This is a genomic window from Pseudomonas mendocina (assembly GCF_900636545.1).
Classification (GTDB): Bacteria; Pseudomonadota; Gammaproteobacteria; order Pseudomonadales; family Pseudomonadaceae; genus Aquipseudomonas; species Aquipseudomonas mendocina.
Map to the genome: position 1 here is coordinate 4,591,145 of NZ_LR134290.1, position 22,125 is coordinate 4,613,269.

General features: G+C 63.1%; 18 protein-coding genes. 8 read left to right on the forward strand and 10 right to left on the reverse strand.

Annotated features, from left to right (window positions below; genetic code table 11):
• Positions 1-17 precede the first annotated feature (17 nt).
• From EL191_RS21545 to rarD, 3 genes are all read left to right on the forward strand, one after another.
• Complete coding sequence (locus EL191_RS21545; RefSeq protein WP_041980192.1) at positions 18-782, forward strand: TOBE domain-containing protein; 765 nt, start codon at positions 18-20, stop codon at positions 780-782.
• Positions 783-827: 45 nt separating this feature from the next.
• Positions 828-1,802 (forward strand): serine/threonine protein kinase, encoded by a 975-nt coding sequence (locus EL191_RS21550; RefSeq protein WP_041980193.1) that lies wholly within the window; start codon positions 828-830, stop codon positions 1,800-1,802.
• Between the two features lie 385 nt (positions 1,803-2,187).
• Positions 2,188-3,081 (forward strand): EamA family transporter RarD, encoded by an 894-nt coding sequence (rarD, locus tag EL191_RS21555; RefSeq protein WP_041980194.1) that lies wholly within the window; start codon positions 2,188-2,190, stop codon positions 3,079-3,081.
• A gap of 248 nt (positions 3,082-3,329) precedes the next feature.
• On the opposite strand, the gene EL191_RS21560 is transcribed toward rarD, so the two are convergent.
• Complete coding sequence (locus tag EL191_RS21560) at positions 3,330-3,848, reverse strand: glycine cleavage system protein R (protein ID WP_041980195.1); 519 nt, start codon at positions 3,846-3,848, stop codon at positions 3,330-3,332.
• A 33-nt stretch (positions 3,849-3,881) separates the two neighbouring features.
• Entirely contained in the window at positions 3,882-4,331 is a 450-nt protein-coding gene (locus EL191_RS21565) for a GNAT family N-acetyltransferase (RefSeq protein WP_041980196.1), read from the reverse strand.
• Positions 4,332-4,691: 360 nt separating this feature from the next.
• On the opposite strand from EL191_RS21565, the gene EL191_RS21570 reads away from it, so the two are divergent.
• Positions 4,692-6,869: a malate synthase G gene (locus EL191_RS21570; RefSeq protein WP_041980197.1), complete on the forward strand. Its 2,178-nt coding sequence runs from the start codon at positions 4,692-4,694 to the stop codon at positions 6,867-6,869.
• Positions 6,870-6,988: 119 nt separating this feature from the next.
• Here the strand turns inward: EL191_RS21570 and EL191_RS21575 are convergent, their stop codons facing one another.
• Positions 6,989-9,055: an LTA synthase family protein gene (locus tag EL191_RS21575; protein ID WP_041980198.1), complete on the reverse strand. Its 2,067-nt coding sequence runs from the start codon at positions 9,053-9,055 to the stop codon at positions 6,989-6,991.
• 164 nt (positions 9,056-9,219) lie between these two features.
• Here EL191_RS21575 and EL191_RS21580 point away from each other — a divergent pair, with 164 nt between their 5' ends.
• Positions 9,220-11,151 (forward strand): putative nucleotidyltransferase substrate binding domain-containing protein, encoded by a 1,932-nt coding sequence (locus EL191_RS21580; RefSeq protein ID WP_041980199.1) that lies wholly within the window; start codon positions 9,220-9,222, stop codon positions 11,149-11,151.
• Entirely contained in the window at positions 11,148-11,849 is a 702-nt protein-coding gene (locus EL191_RS21585) for a 3'-5' exonuclease (RefSeq protein ID WP_041980200.1), read from the forward strand. The genes EL191_RS21580 and EL191_RS21585 overlap by 4 nt, the downstream gene beginning before the upstream one ends.
• A gap of 151 nt (positions 11,850-12,000) precedes the next feature.
• Here EL191_RS21585 and trhP read toward each other — a convergent pair whose 3' ends face one another.
• The 4 genes from trhP to EL191_RS21605 form a co-directional block, all read right to left on the reverse strand.
• On the reverse strand, positions 12,001-13,308 hold the full coding sequence (trhP, locus tag EL191_RS21590) for a prephenate-dependent tRNA uridine(34) hydroxylase TrhP (protein ID WP_041980201.1): 1,308 nt from the start codon (positions 13,306-13,308) through the stop codon (positions 12,001-12,003).
• 247 nt (positions 13,309-13,555) lie between these two features.
• Complete coding sequence (locus EL191_RS21595; protein ID WP_013717466.1) at positions 13,556-14,062, reverse strand: hypothetical protein; 507 nt, start codon at positions 14,060-14,062, stop codon at positions 13,556-13,558.
• A gap of 91 nt (positions 14,063-14,153) precedes the next feature.
• On the reverse strand, positions 14,154-15,923 hold the full coding sequence (locus tag EL191_RS21600) for a sodium:solute symporter family protein (RefSeq protein ID WP_013717467.1): 1,770 nt from the start codon (positions 15,921-15,923) through the stop codon (positions 14,154-14,156).
• 3 nt (positions 15,924-15,926) lie between these two features.
• Positions 15,927-16,187 carry a DUF4212 domain-containing protein gene (locus tag EL191_RS21605; protein ID WP_013717468.1) on the reverse strand — a complete coding sequence of 87 codons (261 nt, stop codon included), beginning with the start codon at positions 16,185-16,187 and terminating at the stop codon, positions 15,927-15,929.
• 248 nt (positions 16,188-16,435) lie between these two features.
• Between EL191_RS21605 and EL191_RS21610 the strand changes: the two genes are divergently transcribed.
• Positions 16,436-18,574, forward strand: coding sequence for a TonB-dependent siderophore receptor (locus EL191_RS21610; RefSeq protein ID WP_041980202.1), 2,139 nt, complete (start codon positions 16,436-16,438; stop codon positions 18,572-18,574).
• Between the two features lie 109 nt (positions 18,575-18,683).
• On the opposite strand, the gene EL191_RS21615 is transcribed toward EL191_RS21610, so the two are convergent.
• From EL191_RS21615 to creD, 3 genes are all read right to left on the reverse strand, one after another.
• Positions 18,684-19,472, reverse strand: coding sequence for a PA3715 family protein (locus EL191_RS21615; RefSeq protein ID WP_041980203.1), 789 nt, complete (start codon positions 19,470-19,472; stop codon positions 18,684-18,686).
• 144 nt (positions 19,473-19,616) lie between these two features.
• The gene (locus EL191_RS21620) at positions 19,617-19,919 is read right to left on the reverse strand and encodes a hypothetical protein (RefSeq protein ID WP_017363070.1); all 303 of its coding nucleotides are present in this window, start codon (positions 19,917-19,919) and stop codon (positions 19,617-19,619) included.
• 52 nt (positions 19,920-19,971) lie between these two features.
• Positions 19,972-21,315, reverse strand: a complete 1,344-nt coding sequence (gene creD / locus EL191_RS21625; protein ID WP_017363071.1) for a cell envelope integrity protein CreD — start codon at positions 21,313-21,315, stop codon at positions 19,972-19,974.
• A gap of 170 nt (positions 21,316-21,485) precedes the next feature.
• Here creD and EL191_RS24710 point away from each other — a divergent pair, with 170 nt between their 5' ends.
• The gene (locus EL191_RS24710) at positions 21,486-22,022 is read left to right on the forward strand and encodes a hypothetical protein (protein ID WP_041980204.1); all 537 of its coding nucleotides are present in this window, start codon (positions 21,486-21,488) and stop codon (positions 22,020-22,022) included.
• Positions 22,023-22,125 lie beyond the last annotated feature (103 nt).

Below are 22,125 nucleotides of genomic sequence, written 5' to 3' on the forward strand. Positions count from 1 at the left end.
CCTGACCACGCCGAACCATGTCGCAGCTCGATCCCCTCGCCCAACTGCTCAGCCGCCGCCCGAAACGCCTGGCGCTGCTCGAACAGATCGCCGAACAAGGCTCCATCACCCGCGCCGCCAAGGCCGCCGGGCTGAGCTACAAGGCCGCCTGGGATGCCATCGACGAGCTGAACAACCTGTCCGAACAGCCCCTGGTCAGCCGCAGCGTTGGCGGCAAGGGCGGCGGCGGCGCGTGCCTGACGCCAGCGGGTGAACGCCTGCTGGCTCTGCAGCGACGTCTGCAGGCGCTGCAGATGCAATTGCTACAGGCAGCCGGTGACGATGCCGACCTGGAGCTGCTCGGCCGCCTGATGCTGCGCACCAGCGCACGCAATCAACTGACCGGCCGTGTACAGGCGATTCATGCGCGCGGACATAACGACCTGGTCGATATCGAGCTGCCCGGCGGCAGCCACCTGCAGGCGCTTATCACCCATGACAGCACGGAAAACCTGCAACTGAACGAAGGCAGCAACGTGGTCGCACTGATCAAGGCCGGCTGGCTGGAGCTACAAACGCTGAACCAGCCGGTCGATCCCGACCGCAATGCGCTCGAAGGCCATATCGAGCGCATTCTGCCGGGCAACGACGGCCCGAGCGAAGTGCGTGTAAGCCTGGCCAACGGCCAGACGCTGTGTGCCTCGGTCGAGCCAGCGCAACTGGCGACGCTGGGTGTTGCCGTCGGCGATCCGGTGCGCGCGCAGTTCGCCGCCAGTCAGGTGCTACTCGGCACCCAGCTGTAACGGCGCAACCCGTTACACTGTGCGCCCACTCTCGCGGAGCCGCTCATGAGCCATCCCTTTTCCACCCTCACGCCGGATCTGGTGCTCGACGCCGTGGAGAGCCTTGGCTATCTCAGCGACGCGCGCGTATTGGCGCTCAACAGCTACGAGAACCGTGTCTATCAGGTGGGTATCGAGGGCGAGACGCCGCTGATCGCCAAGTTCTATCGCCCGGACCGCTGGAGCGATGCGGCGATCCGCGAGGAACATGGCTTCAGCTTCGAACTGGCCGAGCATGAAGTGCCGGTGGTAGCGCCACTGGCGCGCGATGGCGAGACACTGTTCGAGCACGGTGGCTTCCGTTTCGCCCTGTTCCCGCGTCGTGGCGGGCGCGCGCCGGAGCCGGGCAACCTCGATCAGCTCTATCGCCTCGGCCAGTTGCTCGGGCGCATGCATGCGATTGGCGCAAGCCGTCCCTTTGTCCATCGTGAGACCCTGGGTGTGGACAACTTCGGCCACGCTGCCCTGGCCTCACTGCTCGATGGCGGTTTCGTGCCACGCAGCCTGCTGCCGGCCTACGAATCGGTCGCGCGCGATCTGCTCGCCCGCCTCGACGAACTGTTCTCTCGCGTGCGCTACCAGCCGATACGCCTGCATGGCGACTGTCATCCCGGCAACCTGCTGTGCCGCGACGACGCCTTTCATATGGTCGACCTCGACGACTGCCGTATGGGGCCGGCCATGCAGGATCTGTGGATGATGCTGGCTGGCGAGCGCCACGAGCGCCTAGGCCAGCTTGCCGAGCTGGTCGATGGTTATCAGGAGTTCCATGACTTCGCCGCCCGTGAGCTGCCGCTGATAGAAGGTCTGCGCGCCCTGCGCCTGATGCATCACAGCGCCTGGATCGCCAAACGCTGGGACGACCCGGCCTTCCCCCTGGCCTTCCCCTGGTTCGCCGGCGAACGCTATTGGGGCGACCAGATTCTGGCCTTGCGCGAACAGATCGCCGCACTCAATGAAGAACCACTGCGGCTGTTCTGAAACCTGGCCCGGAGGCCATCCTGGAGTGAATCCGGACCAGGTGATGGTGCGCGATCATTGCGGATGTCCGAAACCTGAAGTTTTCGCGGCTGAAGCCGCTCCTAGCGGTGTTCACCTGCGCCGTAGGAGCGGCTTCAGCCGCGATGCTTTCTATTCGCCCCCAGAGTCCCGGATTACACCCGGGCTCCCCAAAAGACCGTGCCGAACCGCCAACCGATACAGTTGCGCACGCCGCGTAAAGTTTGCCTTACGACTTTGCCAGCGCTTCGGTATACAGAAAAAGCTCGACGGACAGACAAGCCAGGTGCCCGAAAGCTAGAATTTCGCGGCAAACCGTTAGCAGGCTGTTGAAACAGCCAACCTGCTGCCCAAACAAGGATTTCCAATGGCCACCGCCAACCCGCAACGCGGGTACATACTGGGCCTTACCGCCTACATCATCTGGGGCCTGTTCCCCATCTACTTCAAAGCCGTCCAGCACATTCCGTCGCTGGAGATCATTGTCCACCGCGCGGTCTGGTCGGCACTGTTCGGCGCGATCCTGCTGATGCTGTGGAAGCATCCTGGCTGGTGGCGCGAGTTGCGCGAGCACCCCAAGCGCCTGGCGGTGCTGGCCGGCTGCGGCCTGCTGATCGCCAGCAACTGGCTGGTGTACGTATGGGCGGTGAACAACGAGCGCATGCTGGAAGCCAGCCTGGGTTACTACATCAACCCACTGGTCAACGTATTGCTCGGGCTGTTGATCCTCGGTGAGCGACTGCGCCGCCTGCAGTGGGTCGCCGTGGGACTGGCCGCCATTGGCGTGGCGCAGCAGGTCTGGCAGGTGGGCAGCCTGCCCTGGGTCTCGCTGGTGCTGGCACTGACCTTTGGTTTCTATGGGCTGATCCGCAAGAAAGCGCCCGTCGCTGCACTGCCCGGTCTGGTGGTGGAAACCTGGTTGCTGTTGCCGGTGGCACTGGCCTGGCTGGCCCTGCACCCCGCAGCGATGAGCAGCCAGCCCGAGTTCTGGAGCAGCTCGCAGTGGCTCTGGCTGGCCGCAGCCGGGCCCATCACGCTGGTACCACTGGTGTGCTTCAACGCCGCGGCGCGCCATCTGCCCTACACCACGCTGGGCTTCCTGCAGTACATCGCTCCCACCCTGGTGATGCTGCAGGCGATCTTCCTGTTCGGCGAACATTTCGATCCGGCCAAGCTCGTGGCCTTCGCCTTCATCTGGGCAGGCCTGGCGGTTTACAGCCTGGACATCTGGCTGAGCCTGCGCAAACGCCCGACCGAGTGAACGGCCGGTGCACATGCACCGGCTTCACTACGCCGCTGAACAAAAAACGCTCACACACGGCGAAGTCTTGTCAGCATTGGGGGGGAGGCTTTCGCCCCCGGCTTATCCACAGATCCATCCCCGGCATTTGTGCACAAGCCTTTGATCCTGTTGAATTTTTAGCCAGACAATGAAAAGCCCCGGAACACTAGGCAGTGCGCCGGGGCTCCCCAGTTTATCCACAGGCTGATCCACGCTCGCCGTGGATATCAATCCTCGGCGCGCAGATTCAGCTCCACCATCAGGTCGTCGGCCAGGGTCTCCAGGCGCGCCTGCAATTGCTCCAGGGGCAGGGTCTCCGGCACGGCCAGCAGCGCCTCGGCGGTGAACAACAGCTCGCCGCTCATCGGTGCTGGTGCCACCTCGGTGAGCAGGCTCTCCAGGTTGACGCCCTGCTCGGCCAACACGCGGGTGATGTCACGCACGATACCGGGCCGGTCGTTGCCGACCAGCTCCAGGCGAATGGCGGCGAAACGCCCGCCTGGTTCGCTACCACTCGCCGCCAACTGCACGCGAATACCCTGAGTACCGAGCGCTTCGAGCTCCTTGATCAAACCGCCGTGGGCCTCGGCCGGTACATCCACCCGCACGATCCCGGCAAACTGCCCGGCCATGCGCGCCATGCGACTCTCCAGCCAGTTGCCGCCATGTTTCGCCACGCAGCCGGCGAGGCGCTCTACCAGGCCCGGTTGGTCCTCGGCAATCACCGTCAGTACCAGATGATCCATGTACTACCTCACTCGTTCACAGGATGGGAAAAGTCAGCCACGCAGCGACAGCCAGTAGGTGAAGAACTGTTCGTCACGCACATAACCGAGCCGCTCATACAGGCCCTGGCCGGCCAGGTTGGTCTTCGCCGTCTCCAACTGCAGGCCGCAGGCACCGGTCGCCTCGGCATGGGCGCGCGCAGCATTCATCAACGCCTCGCCAACGCCGCAACGGCGCGCGCTTTCGTCGACATACAGATCGCTGAGTAACCAGGCCGGTTCCAGCGCCAATGAGGAGACAAAGGGATAAAGCTGCACGAAGCCCTGCGCAGCGCCCTGCCCGTCACGGGCGATGAACAACTGCGAATCACCGCGCTCGAGGCGCATACGAAGGAAGGTGGCGATATCCGCGTCAGCCCGCGGCACCTGATAAAAGCGCAGATAGTCTGCGAACAGACGGGTGAGATCGACAAGATCGGCAATAGTGGCAGCGGAAACCGTCATGGCAGGCTCCAAAAGGCGTGTCGGGCAGTATAGGCGACATGATGCGTAGGCCATATTGGCGCCGTTGTCAGTAGCCAGACCAATTAATCGTGTACGTTTTTACATATTTTATGGAACAATAGCGCAGATTTTTGAACACACAGCGCACTCAACGTGACTCAAAATAGTCTTTTGGTCGCAGTCTGACGCGCACCCACTGCATTTCCCCGAAATCTTGATGTAGTATGCCGCGCCACGGACTACAAGACGGCCAGACCGTCTCCGGCGAGCCTCTCTGAAAGCGCAGGCGTTGATTACGCAGGTCGTTTTCAGAGGAGCCCGAAGCGGCTATTGAGTAAAGCTCAGAGAGTGAGGCAAGTGATGACTGAACGCGTTCAAGTCGGTGGCCTGCAGGTCGCCAAAGCCCTGTACGACTTCGTGAACAACGAAGCCATCCCCGGTACCGGCATCGCTGCCGACAAGTTCTGGGCCGGTGCCGCTGCGGTCATCAAGGACCTGGCACCGAAGAACCGTGCCCTGCTGGCCAAGCGTGACGAGCTGCAGGCGCAGATCGATGCCTGGCATCAGGCGCGCAAGGGTCAGGCTCATGACGCGGCCGCCTACAAAGCCTTCCTCCAGGAAATCGGCTATCTGCTGCCGGAGCCGGAAGATTTCCAGGCCACCACCACCAACGTCGACGAAGAAATCGCCCGCCTGGCCGGCCCGCAGCTGGTCGTGCCGGTGATGAACGCGCGCTTCGCCCTGAACGCCTCAAACGCCCGCTGGGGCTCGCTGTACGATGCGCTGTACGGCACCGACGTGATCAGCGAAGAAGGCGGCGCCGAGAAGGGCAAGGGCTACAACAAGGTACGTGGCGACAAGGTCATCGCCTTCGCTCGCGCCTTCCTCGACGAGGCTGCACCGCTGGCTGGCGGTTCTCACGTCGACTCCACCGGTTATGCCATCGTCGACGGCAAGCTGGTCGTTGCCCTCAAGGGCGGCAGCAACAGCGGCCTACGTGACGACGCGCAGCTGGTTGGCTTCCAGGGCGAGGCCAGCGCACCGATCGCCGTGCTGCTCAAGCACAACGGCCTGCACTTCGAAATCCAGATCGATGCCTCCAGCCCGATCGGCAGCACCGACGCCGCCGGCGTCAAAGACGTGCTGATGGAAGCCGCGCTGACCACCATCATGGACTGCGAAGACTCCGTCGCTGCCGTCGATGCCGACGACAAGGTGGTGGTCTACAAGAACTGGCTGGGCCTGATGAAGGGCGACCTGGCCGAGCAGGTGTCCAAGGGCGGCAGCACCTTCACCCGCACCATGAACCCGGATCGCGTCTACACCAAGCCGGACGGTTCCGAGCTGACCCTGCATGGCCGCTCGCTGCTGTTCGTGCGCAACGTCGGCCACCTGATGACCAACCCGGCCATCCTCGACGCCGAAGGCAACGAGATTCCGGAAGGCATCCAGGACGCGCTATTCACCAGCCTGATTGCGGTGCACAACCTGATCGGCAACACCACGCGCAAGAACACTCGCACCGGCAGCGTGTACATCGTCAAACCGAAGATGCACGGCCCGGAAGAAGTCGCCTTCACCAGCGAAATCTTCGCCCGTGTCGAGGATGTGCTGGGCCTGGCCCGCAACACCCTGAAAGTCGGCATCATGGACGAGGAGCGCCGCACCACCGTCAACCTCAAGGCGTGCATCAAGGCGGCCAGCGAGCGCGTGGTGTTCATCAACACCGGCTTCCTCGACCGTACCGGTGACGAGATCCACACCTCCATGGAAGCCGGCGCTGTGGTGCGCAAGGCTGCCATGAAGAGCGAGACCTGGATCGGCGCCTATGAGAACAACAACGTCGACGTCGGCCTGGCCACCGGCCTGCAGGGCCGCGCGCAGATCGGCAAAGGCATGTGGGCCATGCCGGACCTGATGGCCGCCATGCTCGAGCAGAAGATCGCTCACCCGCTGTCCGGCGCCAATACCGCCTGGGTCCCTTCGCCGACCGCCGCCACCCTGCACGCTCTGCACTACCACAAGGTCGACGTGTTCGCCCGTCAGGCCGAACTGGCCAAGCGCACCCCGGCGTCGGTGGACGACATCCTGACCATCCCGCTGGCCAAGGACACCAACTGGTCTGCAGAAGAAATCCGCAACGAGCTGGACAACAACGCGCAAGGCATCCTCGGCTACGTGGTGCGCTGGATCGACCAGGGCGTCGGCTGCTCCAAGGTACCGGACATCAACGACGTCGGCCTGATGGAAGACCGTGCCACCCTGCGCATCTCCAGCCAACTGCTGGCCAACTGGCTGCGCCACGGCATCGTCAGCGAAGCGCAGGTGGTCGAAAGCCTCAAGCGTATGGCGCCGGTGGTGGATCGTCAGAACGCCAATGACCCGCTGTATCGCCCCATGGCCCCGGACTTCGACAACAACGTCGCCTTCCAGGCCGCGCTGGAGCTGGTCGTCGAAGGCACCAAGCAGCCCAACGGCTACACCGAGCCGGTGCTGCATCGCCGTCGCCGCGAGTTCAAGGCCAAGAACGGTCTGTGATTCGCTCATTGCGCGAATGAATAAACCGCCCTCCGGGGCGGTTTTTTATTGAGCAGTCGCGACTGAAGCCCTCCCACGGGCGCTAATGTTGTGGGAGGGGCTTTAGCCACGGCAGGCAGTCAGGGCTTGGTCTGCGCTGTTTTGTCCGCCGTCACGCCGGTGGTATTGCTCAGCAGGCTGGCGGTGGCAGTCTGCACGAAGGCCGACAGTTTGCGCTCCAGATCGCTGCGCCGCTGCGCATCGTCGATCACTTCGCCGCGCGCATCATGGCCCAGTTGGTAGCGATACAGGCGCGCATCACGGTCACGCGGTTTGACCAGGATATTGTCACCGGTCACCAGGCCCACGGTCTGGTCGCTGCCGGAGGGCTTGATCACCGCCACGCCGGCATCGCCCTCAGGCAGCGCCAGCAGGTCGCGCCCCCAGCATTGCTGCTGCACGGGCTGGCCGAGGCGGCCCATGATGGTAGGTACAACGTCGATCTGGCTGCCAACGGTATCGCGGCTTTTTCCGAAGGTTTCCTGCACACCAGGGCCGATCAGCAGCAGCGGAACGCTGAAGCGCGACAGGTCCATCTCGGTGATCTGCTCGTCGTTGCCAAAGCCATGGTCGCCCAGCACCACGAACAGGGTGTGCTTGAAATAGGGCTCCTGGCGCACCTTGGCGAAGAACTGGCCGAGCGCCCAGTCGGCATAGCGCATGGCCGTCAGGTGCTGGTCCAGCGAGCCATGGCCGGTGACGGGTTCGACCGGCAAGTCTTCCGGCAAAGCGTAGGGCGTGTGGTTGGACAACGTCTGCAGCAGCGCATAGAAGGGTTTGCCCTGGCTGCCGAGCTTGGCCAGCTCCTCGGCGCCACGGCTGAACATGTCCTGATCGGATACACCCCAGGTCGGGTCGATGAACACCGGGTCGACGAAGTCATCTCGGCCGACGAAGTTGCGCATGCCCTGATTGGCAAAGAAGCCGGACTGGTTATCCCAGGCGAAACTGCCGTTGTACACGTACACGTCGTCGTAGCCGCGAGCGCTGAGCAGTTGCGGCAGGCCGGAGAACTGGTGGCTGCCTTCCGGCATGCGCATCAGGTATTCGAACGCCGGCAGGTTGGGGAAGCAGGCCATGGTGGCGAACATGCCCTGGTGGGTATGGGTGCCGTTGGAGAACACGCGCTGGAACAACAGGCCCTCCTTGGCCAGCGCATCGAAGTTGGGGGTGATGCCGTCCTGGTTGCCCATGGCGCCGATGTAGCGGCCGGCCATGCTCTCCATGAGGATCACCACCACGTTGCGCACCTGCGGCAGCTGACCTTCGACTGGAGGCGTATAGACGCGGCGCACCGCAGCCAAGTCGGCATCGATCAGCTCATCGCGCGGAGTCAGCAGCAGGTCGCGGGTGATCTGCCTCGCTTCGTCAGCCGGCAGCGTGGCTTTCCAGCTGTTGTCGCGGTGATCGGAAAAGAAGTTCTCGGCGGCGTCGACCAGAGTCAGCGTACCGTTGAGGCCCAGGTGGTTGGCGAACATCGAATCGGTGGTGTAGGCATCGCCCCAGCGCAGCGGCGGTCCCGAACGCAGGGTGCCGCGAGCGGCGACCACGCAGACCAGCAGCAATAGCACGAACACGGCCGTGCGCACCGGCCAGCGCGGCGCAGCAGCGTGGCCACGCGCGCGGGTGGCACGCTCGATACGGCGGAACAGCCAGGCCAGCAACAGCGTAGCCAGGGCCCAGGCCAGCAGCAGGCGCAGTACCGGGAAGCCATTCCAGATCATGCTGGCCACGGTACCGATGTCTTCCTGCATGTACTGGAACACCAGGCTGTTCAGGCGCTGGTGGAATTCACGATAGAAATTCAGTTCGACCACGGCGAAGAACAGGCACAGGCTGGTAGCGAACGTCAGCCAGGCGACATGCAGACGTCGCGCGCGCATCGCCGTGACGCTGAGCAGCGACAGGCTGAGCGGGATGCACAGGTAGACGATTAGGCGCAGGTCGAAACGCGCACCGTTGACGAAGGATTCGGCGAAGGTGCTGGCCGGTGTATCGGCGATCAACGCCTGGTTGTAGGCCAACAGCCCCAGGCGGGCCATGGCGAACAGCAGCAGCATGCACAGTGCGCTGCCGAGGATGAAAGCCAGGTGACTACCAACACTGACCTGCGCCGCCTTGTGGGCAGCTGGTACGGATGACTGCATGGATGTGCCTTGCTCTTTACGGAATACGGGGTCTGGCGCAGTCTGCCTGAGCACAAGTCAAAATTTCGTCAAGAACCTGCGCCCGCACCCTACTTAGGTGCAATGGGAAACACGGCGGGCCGGGGCCACACTGACACTATCCCGAAACTGCGAGGCGCAAGCCCATGAGCAAGGCCGACGCGATGGCCGATGCGGGCAAGACTGCGGTGCTTCAGAACATCCACGGCACCATGGAGTTCCTGCACAAGTTCCCGCCTTTCAACCAGATGGACACCGCTCACCTGGCGTTTCTGGTCGAGCACTGCCAGCTGCGCTTCTATGCCGAGGGCGACTCGATCATCAAGCCCAGCGATGGTCCGGTCGAGCACTTCTACATCGTCAAGCAGGGTCGTGTGCATGGCGAGCGCCCGCACAGCGCAAGGCGCGGCACCGAGACCACCTTCGAGATCACCGCTGGCGAATGCTTCCCTCTGGCCGCGCTGATCGGCGAGCGCGCCACGCGCACCGAACACCTGGCCGCCGAAGACACCTTCTGCCTGCTACTGGCCAAGCACGCCTTCATCAAGCTGTTCGCCGTTTCCAACCCGCTGCGCGACTTCGCCCTGCGCGGAGTCAGCAGCCTGCTCGACCAGGTCAACCAGCAGGTGCAGTTGCGTGCGGTTGAAACCCTCGGCGCGCAGTATTCGCTGGATACCCGTCTGGGCGAATTGGCCATGCGCCAACCCATCGGCTGCGCGCCCGACACGCCGCTGCGCGATGCCGTTCGGCTGATGCACGAGCAGCACGTGGGCAGCATCGTGGTGCTCGACCCGGCCGACAAACCGCTGGGCATCTTCACCTTGCGCGACCTGCGCCGGGTGGTCGCCGATGGCGTCGATCTGGCCCAGCCCATCGACAATCTGATGACACCCAATCCGTTTCATCTGGCGCCGGATGCCAGCGCCTTCGATGCCGCCATCGCCATGACCGAGCGGCACATCGCCCACGTCTGCCTGGTGGAGCACGAGAAACTCTGCGGGGTGATTTCCGAGCGCGATCTGTTCAGCCTGCAGCGCGTCGACCTGGTGCATCTGGCACGCACCATCCGCCATGCCGGCAAGGTCGAAACCCTGGCCGGGCTGCGCAGCGACATCCGCCTGCTGGTCGACCGCATGCTCGCCCATGGCGCCAGCTCGACGCAGATCACCCATATCGTCACCCTGCTCAACGACCACACCGTATGCCGGGTGATCGAGCTGACCCTCGAGGACATGGGCGATCCGGGCATCCCCTTCACCTGGCTATGCTTCGGCAGCGAAGGCCGCCGCGAACAGACCCTGCACACCGACCAGGACAACGGCATCCTCTTCGAGGCGGAAAATGCCAGCGAGGCTGCGACAATTCGCGAGCGCCTGCTACCCATCGCCCGCGAGATCAACCAACGCCTGGCACAGTGCGGTTTCACCCTGTGCAAGGGCAACATCATGGCCGGCAATCCCGAGCTGTGCCTGTCGCGCCAGGAATGGTCGCGCCGTTTCGCCGGCTTCGTCCTCGAAGCCACGCCGGAGAATCTGCTGGGCTCGTCGATCTACTTCGACCTGCGCACCATCTGGGGCCCGGACGAAGGTTGCGAACAACTGCGCAGCGAGCTGCTCGGCCGCGTCGCCAGCAACAGCCTGTTCCAGAAGATGCTGGCCGAGAACGCCCTGCGCCAGCGCCCGCCGGTCGGGCGCTTCCGTGATTTCGTGGTGGCGCGTTCCGGCGCCGACAAGGACACCCTCGATCTCAAGGTGCAGGGCCTCACGCCGTTCGTCGACGGCGCGCGCCTGCTGGCGCTGGCCAATGGCATCGGCGCAGTAGGCACTCTCGAGCGCCTGCGCGCGTTGATCACCAAGGGCGTGATCGACGCCCTGGATGGCGCAGCCTACGAAGAGGCCTACCATTTCATTCAGCAGACGCGCATGCAGCAACACCAATTGCAGGCACGTGACGAGTTACCCTATTCCAATCGGGTCGACCCCGACCACCTCAACCACCTGGACCGGCGTATTCTGCGCGAGTCGTTCCGCCAGGCGCAGCGCCTGCAGAGCAGCCTGGCCATGAGGTATCAGCTATGAGCAGGTTCACCTGGTTCACCGGCCGCGGCCCGGCCCTGACCCAGCAGCAGTTGCAACGCCGCCAGGCCTTGAGCGCACCGGCAGCATTCGACGAGCGCCCACTGCATGAGCAGCGCTTGGTCGTGCTCGATCTGGAAACCAGCGGTTTGAACATGCGCCGCGATCAGGTGCTGGCCATCGGCGCGGTGGTGATCGACCACGGTGCCATCGACTTCGCCGAACAGTTCGAATGCACCCTGCACCAACCCGATCACCAGGCCAGCGCCAGCACCCTGATCCACGGTATTGCCCCCAGCGAAGTCGCTCGCGGCGTCGACCCCGCCGAAGGGCTGCTGGACTTCATGGAGTTCGTCGGCAGCAGCCCGCTGCTGGCGTTCCACGCTGGTTTCGATCAGCGCATGCTGGCCCGCGCACTGCGGCAGAGCCTGGGTTATCGCCTGCAACACAGTTTCTTCGACGTTGCCGAGATTGCCCCGCTGCTGTGCCCGCAGGCACGCATTCGCCAAGGCGGGCTCGACGACTGGGTCGCCGAATTCGGCCTGCAGGTGCACCAACGTCACAACGCCAGTGCCGATGCACTGGTCACCGCCGAACTGGCGCTGATGTTGTTCAGCAAGGCGCGCCGGCAGGGCATCGACAGCCTCTGCGAGCTGGAGCGCCAGCTGGCCAGCCGTCGCAGGCGCCAGCACGCCATGTAGCCGCACGCTGCCAATCGCCTGGCAGCGGGCCCTCCATCTTGGCGCACACCTCGTGCGCATCGGAGCCACCAGGAATCGCGGCTAAAGCCCCTCCTACGGTTTTGTGGTTGCGGCGGCTGCGCCTCGCGCTTCTCAACCACCCTACGCAAACCTACAGATCGCGCATCAGCAGTCCGTATTCCAATTGCACATCTGCCGGCAGCGGCAAGTACAGGATGTGACCATCGCCCGGCGCCACCTGCTGCGCCTGGCCCTGCGCGTTCTGCAGGTGTTCCAGTGTGAAGCGCAGATTGCCCTGCGGGGTCATCAGCTCCAGCCCGTCGCCCACGGTGAAGCGGTTCTTCACCCGTACCTCGACCAGCTCGCCACGGCGCTCACCGGTCAGTTCGCCGACGAACTGCTGACGTTCCGCGACCGAGCTGCCGCGCTCGTAGTTCTGGTATTCGTCATGCACATGACGACGCAGAAACCCTTCGGTGTAGCCCCGATGCGCCAGTGACTCCAGACTGCCCAGCAGGCTCGGGTCGAACGGCTTGCCGGCCAGCGCATCATCGATGGCGCGGCGGTAGACCTGCGCGGTGCGCGCCACATAGAAATGGCTCTTGGTGCGCCCCTCGATCTTCAGCGAATGCACACCCATGCGCACCAGACGCTCGACGTGCTGCACCGCGCGCAGGTCCTTGGAGTTCATGATGTAGGTGCCATGCTCGTCTTCGAAGGCGGTCATTTCATCATCCGGCCGCCCCGCCTCCTGCAGCACGAATGCCTGGGTGGTGGGTGCGCCCTGGCCCAGAGTCGGCTCGACCACGCGGACGATTTCACCCAGCTCGTTCTCGCTCGCGGGCGTGGCCCGGTACTGCCAGCGGCAGGCATTGGTACAGGTGCCCTGGTTGGGATCGCGACGATTGATGTAGCCCGACAGCAGGCAGCGTCCGGAATAGGCCATGCACAGCGCACCGTGGACGAACACCTCCAGCTCCATCCCCGGCACCTGGTTGCGGATCTCCTCGATTTCCTCCAGCGACAACTCGCGTGAGAGGATCACCCGGCTCAGCCCCTGCTGCCGCCAGAACTCGACGCTGGCCCAGTTCACCGCATTGGCCTGCACCGAGAGGTGAATCGGCATCTGCGGATAATGCTGACGCACCAGCATGATCAGGCCGGGGTCGGACATGATCAGCGCATCGGGTTGCATCTCGATCACCGGCGCCAGGTCCTTGAGGAAGGTCCTGAGCTTGGCGTTGTGCGGGGCGATGTTGACCACCACGTAGAACTGCTTGCCCTGCGCGTGCGCCTCCTTGATGCCGAGCGCGAGGTTGGCGTGGTCAAACTCGTTGTTGCGCACGCGCAAACTGTAACGCGGCTGCCCGGCATACACCGCATCGGCGCCATAGGCGAAGGCGTAACGCATGTTCTTCAGGGTGCCGGCCGGCGATAACAGTTCGGGGAAACGGGGCATGACCGCAAGCTCGAAAAATCAGGGGCTGGCGATTCTATGCAGGTGGCAGGCGTGGATATTGATCTGGGTCTATCGGGCGCAGAAAAGCGGCCGAGTCAGGCACCATCAGAAGCGGCGGTGCGCGCGGCGCCCCTACAGTAAGAGGCATCAGCAAATAGGGAGTGGTCGCCCCGCTCATGCGCACCGATGCTGCGCTTTCGCGTAGGGTGCGCCACGCGCACCACTGCCGCGACGCAAGAATGGCGGGCTAGCGACACACTTGACGATACAGCGCGTCGTCCTTGTCGATGCGCTTGAGCTGGGCAAGCTGAGGCTGCTTCTTCTCGTCCAGCGGCAACAACTCGCCAGTTGCGCAATTGAGCAGATGGGCGCGGTGCGAAACGTGGTCGATGTGCTGCTTCTCGAAGCGATAGAGCATGAACTCGGCCACTTGCGCGTCTTCCACCTGATCGCGCACGACGCTCTTGCTGTCGAGCACGGTGAAGGCGGTAACCATCGGCACGAAGTAGCTCCACGGGCGCCAGAACACGTGACCCGCTTCGGTCGCGACCACGACCGACTCCTTGGGCTGACGCGCCTGCTGATGCTCGAACCAGGAGTACTCGTAGAACACCTGATAGCCCAGCATCCCCAGGCCACCGAACAGTGGCACGATCCACTTCGGCAGCTTGTTGCGCGTCAGTTTGCGTAGCAGCAGAGCGATACCGGCAGCGCCGAGCCCCGCCACCACGATGGCAAGCAAAGTCCACAACATATGAGTGTTCCCGAAAAAAGACGGGCCTCCAGTGGAGGCCCGTCTGTCAGACCCTGGTCCATCGAACGATGGCGTCAGGCCAGGATTATGCTTAGTGGTTCAGAGCGGCACCAGCACCTTTGGGGGTACGTACGCTTTCCACCAGGTCCTGGATTTCCTGCGGCGGCTCAGCGGTGACCATCGATACGCCGTAGGCCACGGCGAAGTTGATCAGGGCGCCGACGGTACCGAAGGAAGCCGGGGAGATACCCATGAACCACTGGTCCGGGGTATTGGGCAGCATGTTGGTCTCCGGAATGAAGAACCAGCCCAGGTAGGTGAAGATGTACAGCAGGGTGATCACCAAGCCGGCGACCATACCGCAGATCGCACCCTTGTCGTTCATGCGCTTGGAGAAGATCCCCATCATCAGCACCGGGAACAGGGTCGCAGCTGCAATACCGAAGGCCAGCGCCACCACCTGCGCGGCGAACCCTGGTGGATTCAAGCCCAGATAGGTTGCCAGCAGAATCGCAGCCGCCATCGATAGCCGCGCCGCGATCATCTCGTTCTTCTCGCTGATCTTCGGATTGATCAAGGTCTTGATCAGGTCATGACTGATCGCCGAAGAAATTGCCAGCAACAAACCAGCCGCCGTCGACAGTGCCGCCGCAATGGCGCCCGCCGCGATCAGACCGACTACCCAGGCAGGCAGATTGGCGATCTCCGGGTTGGCCAGTACCAGGATGTCGTTGTTCACGGTCAGTTCGTTACCGTTCCAGCCACGCTCCTGAGCGGTCGCGGTGAAGGCCGGTGCAGCATCGTTGTACATCTGGATGCGGCCGTCGCCGTTCTTGTCTTCCCACTTGATCAGGCCGGTCTGTTCCCAGTTCTTGACCCACTCAGGACGCTCTTCGTAGGACAGGGCAGGGGCCGAAGCGCCTTCCGGATAGATGGTGGTCACCAGGTTCAGGCGCGCCATCGAGGCAACGGCCGGGGCGGTGAGGTACAGCAGGGCGATGAAGATCAGGGTCCAGCCAGCGGACCAACGAGCATCAGCCACCTTCGGCACGGTGAAGAAGCGAATGATCACGTGCGGCAGACCGGCAGTACCGATCATCAGCGACATGGTGAACAGCACCATGTTGAGCTTGTTGTCGACATCCGCGGTGTAGGCGGCGAAGCCCAGGTCACGCACCACTTCATCGAGTTTCTGCAGCAGCGGCACGCCGGATTCGACGTGGTCACCGAACAGGCCCAGCGGCGGAATCGGGTTACCGGTCAGCTGCAGGGAGATGAAGATGGCCGGGATGGTGTAGGCCACGATCAGTACCACGTACTGAGCGACCTGGGTGTAGGTGATGCCCTTCATGCCACCGAATACGGCGTAGGCGAAGACCACGGCCGCAGCGATCCAGATACCGGTGGAGTTGCTCACTTCGAGGAAGCGCGAGAAGGCAACACCAGCGCCAGCCATCTGACCGATCACGTAGGTCACGGAGATGATCACCAGGCAGATCACTGCAGTCAGGCGCGCGCCACGACTGTAGAAGCGATCACCGATGAAGTCCGGCACGGTGAACTTGCCGAACTTGCGCAGGTAGGGCGCCAGCAGCATCGCCAGCAGCACGTAGCCACCGGTCCAGCCCATGAGGAAGGTGGAGTTGGCATAGCCGCCGGCGGCAATCAGGCCTGCCATGGAAATGAAGGATGCAGCGGACATCCAGTCAGCGGCGGTCGCCATGCCGTTGGTGACCGGATGCACACCACCGCCAGCGACGTAGAACTCCTTGGTGGAGCCGGCACGCGCCCAGATGGCGATGCCGATGTAGAGCGCGAAGGACGCGCCTACGAACAACATGTTGATGACGAACTGGCTCATGACTTACTCCTCGACGCCGAATTCTTTATCGAGTTTGTTCAGTCTCCACGCGTAGTGAAAAATGAGTCCGATAAACACGAGGATGGAGCCCTGCTGCGCGAACCAGAATCCGAGGTCGGAACCACCAACGGAGATTCCCGCGACCATCGGGCGCAGAATCATGGCGAATCCGTAGGAAACCAGCGCCCAGACAATCAGGCTCCAGGTGATGAGCCGCACATTGGCCTTCCAATAGGCCGCGGCATTTGTTTGTTCAGAAGTCATAGACGCCTCCGGTTATTGTTATTCTGATGCAGCTTCAAGCTAGCAGCAGGCCAGCACCGACCGACAGATAGACATTGGTATTAGCCGCATTTGCGACGTCTCGGACACTGAGCGAAAACGCCGAAACGGGAGAAGAAGAGCGGCGCCTTCCAAAATTTATTAATAAGACAAAAACTCATTTGATAGTGATTCTCTAAAACACTAGAATCCCGGGCCCTCACCTACCCTCCGCCCCAAGGATTCACACCATGCGACGCCTGGTCGTACCGCTTCTCGCCTTACCTGCTCTCGTCGGTCACACCGCCTTCGCCAGTACGGACAACGACACCCCGCTGGCACTGGAAGAAATGCAGATCACCGCGCCCAGCGAGCGGGCCGACGGCCCGGTGGATGGCTACCGGGCCAGTCGTTCGGCCAGTGCGACCCGCACCGACACACCGATTCACGAGATCCCCCAGTCGATCAGCGTGGTACCGGCACAGGTGGTGCAGGACATCGGCGCGGTGCGCCTGGAAGATGCGCTCGACTACGCCGGCGGCGTCGAGCGCGGCAACAATTTCGGCGCCCAGGGCCTGACCGAATTTCTGATTCGTGGTTTCAGCAGCCAGGAGTTCTACCGCAACGGTTTCGCCGCCAACCGCGGCTATCCGAACATGCCCGACGCCAGCAGCATCGAACGCATTGAGGTGCTGCGCGGCCCGGCGGCCATGCTCTACGGTCGCAGCGACCCGGGCGGCACCTTCAACATCGTCACCAAGCAACCGCAGGCCGAGCGCCGCACCGTGCTGGGCAGCCAGGTCAACAGCGAAGGTCTGCGCCGCGGCACTCTGGACACCACTGGTGCGCTGGACGAACAGGCCGCCTTCACCTACCGCCTGAACCTGGTGGCCGAGGGCGGCGACAGCTTCCGCGATGACGTCGAGAGCGAGCGCTACAACGTCGCCCCGGTGCTGCGCTGGCAGCTCAACGAGGACACCTCCGTCACCCTCGAAGGCGACTATCTGCACAACCGCCACCCGCTCGACCGTGGCGTTACCCGCTACTCCAACCAGAACGGCAAGCTGCCGCGCGACCGCTTCCTCGGCGAGGAATCCGCCGGCAAGCTGACCAACGAAAACGCCAGCACCCAGTTGCGCATCGAGCACCTGCTCAACGAAAGCTGGACCCTGCGCGGCGGCGTGCAGTACCTCGATGGCGAGATCTACGGCGGCGCCGTGGAGAACAACAGCAACGCCTACACCGGCTTGCCTGCAGGCTCCACGACCATCGGACGCAACTACAACGAGCGCTGGCTGAACTGGAACGACGTCAACGCGCAGGCCAATGCCGAAGGCAACTTCGACCTTGGCGGCTTCGCCCATACCCTGCTGGTGGGTGTGGAGTACGACAAGTTCAACTACAACTCGCTGATCATCCGTTCGGCGGGCGGCGGCGCTTACCCCATCGACCTGTACAACCCGGTACACGGCCAGCCGCTACCCGGGTTAGTTTCCGATCCGACCACCCACGACGCCGAGACGCTGAAGTCCTATGCCTTCTATCTGCAGGACCAGATCGCCCTGACCGAGCGCCTCAAAGCCCAGGTAGGCGCGCGTATCGAGCGCTTCGAGCAGAGCTACGCGGACAAGCGGCCCAATGTCAACGGCGACTGGGATCAGGCGCACAACGCTGTCTCGCCGCGCTTCGGCCTGATCTACGACCTCACCGACGAGCTGGCGGTATTCGCCAACACCTCGCGTTCGTTCAAACCCAATCGGGGCGCAGACCGACTGGGCAATGCCTTCGACCCGGAAGAAGGCATCGCCCACGAAGTCGGCATCAAGTACGACATGGCCGACCGCGACCTGAGCCTGACCGCGGCGGTATTCCATATCGTCAAGGAAAACGTGCTGACCGACGATCCGGTGGATACCTCTCGCAAAATCGCCGCCGGCGAAGTGCGCAGCCGCGGCTTCGATATCAACCTGGCCGGCAACATCACTCCGCAATGGCGGGTGATCGGCGGCTACGCCTATGTCGATGCCGAAGTCACCGAAAGCACCAGCACCACCATGCCGGTTGGCTCGCGCCTGGGCAACGTGCCGCGGCACAGCTTCAACCTGCTCGACACCTACGAGTTCGACGGCGGCCCGCTGGCCGGCCTGGGTGTGGGCATTGGCCTGAAGTACGTCAGCGAGCGTCAGGGCCAGACCAGCAACGACACCTTCGATATGGACGGTTACGGCCTGGTCGACCTGCTGGCCTACTACCCGCTGACCGAGAACGTGCGTCTGAACCTCAACCTGAACAACCTGTTCGACAAGCACTACGAGGAGCGCGCCTGGAACGTCTGGAGCTATCCGGGCGAGCCGCGCACATTGCAGGCGGGGATTTCGGTCAGCCTGTAAGGGTGAACGCCGGGTGAACGTGCTCACCCGGCTCACCTCATCGTAGCCCGGATGCAATCCGGGAATGGCCTGTCGCGCCGTTCTCGGATTACATCCGGACCATGCGCCTTCAGAGCGGGTCGGAGACCAGCTCAATTGGCAGCAGATAGCGCTCTTCGGCGTACTCAATACGGAACTGAACGCGGCGTGCATCGGCTTCGATGGTCTGGCATTCGCCATCTGCCGCCTCCATTCGCCGACCAGTAAGCGTTCGCTTGAAGAGCAGGTCGCGGTAGCCATCGCGGCCGATCTTGTCGGTCACGATGAGCACGCCCCTCGCCTCGCCGAACGAAGCCGTACAATCGTCGTCTCGTTCACCGCCGAAGCTCTCCACCACCAGCCCTCCCATCAGGGGGCGCAACCCTTGCGCTTTCAACTCGTAGAGAGCGAGCTCGGTTTCCGCGAAGGGATTCATCCGCGACCCGTTGCGGCGACTGATGCGAACACCAAAGGCGAGGTCATCTCCACGCAGGCGATAAGGCGCGGTATCCAAGACCAACCTGTCCACATAGATCGCATCCCAGTCCAACAGATTGGGCTGGATCAGTCGCGCCACGACGTCTTGCTTCTTATGATCCAGCACCAGTATTTCAAGGTCGCTCCGGCCTTGATCAGACTGCACCTCGCGTACCAGCGGCACGGCGAGCAGGGTCATCTGAGAACGCGCAGGCCAGGTCTTGCAGATGCTCTGTTCGGCATCTACCCGATAGGCGCCGCGCTCATCCTGCAGCCATGCGCCGTCGGCCTGGCCGGGATGCGCCAGCTCCAGCCAGGCTGGCAGTTGCACCGTGCAATCATCGGCCAACGCCACGCTGACCGACAGCAGCGCACCCAGCGCCGTCGCGAACAGTCCTTTCATCCCTGTGTTCCTCCATGTCATCCCGGCGCGAGTCTACGCCGCTAACCGCCCACTGCCCATGATGGGCATCGCGAAACAGCCAGGCGATACGCCGCGCCAGCAGATGCCCGGCACGCGCCTCCTCGCGCAAACCGATATGCCCACTCATGCCCGGTACCACAGGCGCATGAAGCCCAGTGCCAGCAGCAGGCCGACCTGGCCCAACGCGGCGCACAGCGACAGGAAGGAGCGCAGTGTGCCGTTACTCGCCGCATCCTGAATACCGGTCAGGGCGTTCCAGAAACCGTCCGGCAGCACCATCAGGCTCAGGCTGGCGAGCGGCTTTCCGGTCAGCAGCAGGCCGTCGATCAGGTTGAACCAGCCGCAGAACATCAGGCCGATGAGGATCATCACTGCCACCACCAGACCGAGGCCAAGGCAGGCGGAGAATTGCACGAGAAGACGCATGGGTATTACCTCCGACAAGAGGCGCGGCCTGCACTGACCGCGCCGATCAGATTCAGGCCTGCGGAGCGCTACGGCCGACGCCGTACCAGTCCAGTTTGCGGGTCAGCACCATCACACTGCCGAGCACGCCGAACACCAGCAGCGAGCCCATCAGCAGGGCGTAGTCCTCGGCGTTGAGCAGGCCGTAGAGCATGGCGTACAGAGCGGCCAGCAACGCGCCAAAGCCCATGCCACGTCGCCAGCTGTGCAGCACGAAGCTGACGTAGAACCCAATCAGGCCGACGCAGGCGCTGGCAGACAGGCCGTAGGCCAGGGCGAAGTCCAGATGCTCGGAGAGCGACAGCAGCAGCAGGTAGAACAGCGCCAGCGACAGGCCCACCAGGGCGTATTGCACCGGGTGCACGGCTAGGCGCTTGAGCACCTCGAAGAGGAAGAAGGTGGCGAAGGTCAGAGCGATGAACAGCAGCGCATATTTGATCGCGCGATCGGTCTTCAGGTACTGGTCGACCGGGTCGACGAAGCTCACTCCAAAGTTGCGGCCAAACAGCCCCTGGCAACGCTCGCTACCCACGCAGTCACGCAACGCCTCCTCCAAATTGGTGGCGAAGAAGCTGGTCTGCCACTCGGCAGTGAAGCCTGCGGCACTGATTTCACGGCTGCTCGGCAGGTATTCGCCGACGAAGCTCGGATGCGGCCAGTCGGAGTTCAGTTTGACCCGGCTGTCACGCCCGACCGGCACCACCGAAAGCTGCTCGGTGCCCTGCAGTTTCAGATCAAAAGCGAACTCGAGCGTCTGCCCACCCTGCGCATCCAGAGCCGGGAGCGGCGCATGCACGCCGGCACCGAAGTTATCGTCCCCCGTACCTGGTGCAAAACTCAGGGTCTGGCCATTGAGGCGCAGTTGTAGATCGTTGCTGATACCACGGATATCGCTGATACCGACCGAGAGGAAGGGTTTCTCGAAGCGGTAGAAGCCCAGGTCGTCACCCAGTCCCAGGCGCGCCGGCAGGCGGAATTGACCGCTGACCTGGCTGTCGCTGCGGTACAGGCGCGCTTCGTAGATGCCGCGCGCTCGCAGCTCGGTACCGACCTGCCCTTCGAGCACGAAGCGCTCCGGCAGGAAGTACAGACGGCCGCGACGCTGACGCTCTTCGCTATAGCGCTCACCGGTCTTCTCATTGGTCTTCCACTCATGGGTGGTCTTGATATACGGCAGCACCAGGATCGGCCCAGTGATCTGCTGGCGGTAGCTGGAGCTGCGGGCAATGTCCTGCAGCACCTCGTAGCGCAGCCCCTGTCGCTCGTCGACCAGGCCATCGATCATCAGCAGGGGAATCATCAGCAACAAAATCAGCAGGGCGATGGCGCCCAGCTTGAAGCCCAGGGAACGGCTCATGGTACGGCTCTCCGTAGCGAGTGAAGGTACGGTAGAGTCTGGGCAAGGGCGGAGGGAGGCGTATGGGGCGAGCGTGGAGATTGTGTGGAGAATGGGTGAAACAGAAAGGGCGCCGATTCGGGGCGCCCTTCCTAACTGCAATGCGGCATACGAATGCTCCCGCGTGATGAATGACCGGATCAGCTGATACGGCTGGCACCCACGCGGTCGGCGCCATCTTCGGCGACACGATTCAGACCAACACGGTCAGCACCACCTTCTGCAACACGGTTCGGGCCAACACGATCTGCGCCACCTTCTGCAACACGATTCAGACCAACGCGATCAGCGCCACCTTCTACAACACGGTTCAGACCAACACGATCTGCGCCACCTTCTGCAACACGATTCAGACCAACGCGATCAGCGCCACCTTCTGCAACACGGTTCGGGCCAACGCGATCAGCACCATCTTCTGCTACGCGGTTCGGGCCAACGCGATCAGCACCATCTTCGGCTACGCGGAAACGCTCCAGAGTACGCTCGGCACCGCCTTCGACGACACGGTTTACGCCTACGCGGTCAGCACCATCTTCGGCGACGACCGGAGCAGCGGACTGTTGCACGGAGATCTGCGGCAGGGCGAAAGCACTGGCGGACAGAGCGGCAATAACGAGGCTGGCGAGGATTTGCTTTTTCATGTTCGTTCTCCTGATGGGGGTAAGTAACTGGCTACGGTTGTCATGTTACGCACGCCCCAGAACGGCAAAAGGCACATCTCGGGATAGTGACCATCGACGTCATCGATACCTGGGAAAGCCCTTATCGATC

Coding starts and splice junctions, on each gene's coding strand:
- EL191_RS21585 (WP_041980200.1), top strand. CDS start 11,148: ATGAGCAGGTTCACCTGGTTCACCGGCCGCGGCCCGGCCCTGACCCAG.
- EL191_RS21570 (WP_041980197.1), top strand. CDS start 4,692: ATGACTGAACGCGTTCAAGTCGGTGGCCTGCAGGTCGCCAAAGCCCTG.
- EL191_RS21565 (WP_041980196.1), bottom strand. CDS start 4,331: ATGACGGTTTCCGCTGCCACTATTGCCGATCTTGTCGATCTCACCCGT.
- EL191_RS21550 (WP_041980193.1), top strand. CDS start 828: ATGAGCCATCCCTTTTCCACCCTCACGCCGGATCTGGTGCTCGACGCC.
- EL191_RS21620 (WP_017363070.1), bottom strand. CDS start 19,919: ATGCGTCTTCTCGTGCAATTCTCCGCCTGCCTTGGCCTCGGTCTGGTG.
- EL191_RS21575 (WP_041980198.1), bottom strand. CDS start 9,055: ATGCAGTCATCCGTACCAGCTGCCCACAAGGCGGCGCAGGTCAGTGTT.
- EL191_RS24710 (WP_041980204.1), top strand. CDS start 21,486: ATGACCGGATCAGCTGATACGGCTGGCACCCACGCGGTCGGCGCCATC.
- EL191_RS21605 (WP_013717468.1), bottom strand. CDS start 16,187: ATGACTTCTGAACAAACAAATGCCGCGGCCTATTGGAAGGCCAATGTG.
- trhP (WP_041980201.1), bottom strand. CDS start 13,308: ATGCCCCGTTTCCCCGAACTGTTATCGCCGGCCGGCACCCTGAAGAAC.
- rarD (WP_041980194.1), top strand. CDS start 2,188: ATGGCCACCGCCAACCCGCAACGCGGGTACATACTGGGCCTTACCGCC.
- EL191_RS21600 (WP_013717467.1), bottom strand. CDS start 15,923: ATGAGCCAGTTCGTCATCAACATGTTGTTCGTAGGCGCGTCCTTCGCG.
- EL191_RS21595 (WP_013717466.1), bottom strand. CDS start 14,062: ATGTTGTGGACTTTGCTTGCCATCGTGGTGGCGGGGCTCGGCGCTGCC.
- EL191_RS21560 (WP_041980195.1), bottom strand. CDS start 3,848: ATGGATCATCTGGTACTGACGGTGATTGCCGAGGACCAACCGGGCCTG.
- creD (WP_017363071.1), bottom strand. CDS start 21,315: ATGAGCCGTTCCCTGGGCTTCAAGCTGGGCGCCATCGCCCTGCTGATT.
- EL191_RS21610 (WP_041980202.1), top strand. CDS start 16,436: ATGCGACGCCTGGTCGTACCGCTTCTCGCCTTACCTGCTCTCGTCGGT.
- EL191_RS21545 (WP_041980192.1), top strand. CDS start 18: ATGTCGCAGCTCGATCCCCTCGCCCAACTGCTCAGCCGCCGCCCGAAA.
- EL191_RS21580 (WP_041980199.1), top strand. CDS start 9,220: ATGAGCAAGGCCGACGCGATGGCCGATGCGGGCAAGACTGCGGTGCTT.
- EL191_RS21615 (WP_041980203.1), bottom strand. CDS start 19,472: ATGAAAGGACTGTTCGCGACGGCGCTGGGTGCGCTGCTGTCGGTCAGC.